This is a genomic window from Natranaerobius trueperi (assembly GCF_002216005.1).
Taxonomy (GTDB): domain Bacteria; phylum Bacillota; class Natranaerobiia; order Natranaerobiales; family Natranaerobiaceae; genus Natranaerobius_A; species Natranaerobius_A trueperi.
In genome coordinates this window covers 1-253 of record NZ_NIQC01000122.1, presented here as the reverse complement: position 1 = coordinate 253, position 253 = coordinate 1, and the positions used below count along the sequence as shown (strand labels likewise).

The 253-nt window shown below is 35.2% G+C and carries 1 protein-coding gene; it reads left to right on the top strand.

From position 1 onward, the window contains the following. Positions 1-142, top strand: a 142-nt coding sequence (locus CDO51_RS15665; protein ID WP_205842280.1) for a group II intron maturase-specific domain-containing protein, incomplete at its 5' end; no start/stop codon positions are given. Positions 143-253 lie beyond the last annotated feature (111 nt).

The window sequence follows — 253 nt, the reverse complement described above, 5'->3', positions numbered from 1 at the left end:
AAGTCGTAAACGTGGTAGATCGATTCAAAAGATACTTAAAGAGCTTAAAGTATTCACCACAGGCTGGTTAGGCTATTTCTCCATCGCAGATATGAAGAATAGAATCACTGCCCTTAACGAATGGATTGTAAGCGTCAAATAGCACCCACATTGATTTAATAAAAAACTCCCATCTCATTAAATAAATAAGTGGGAGTGACTGTTATAATCAGTTTTTGCTATTTGCTTTGAGTTTTTTGCAACTTGCAGTTTT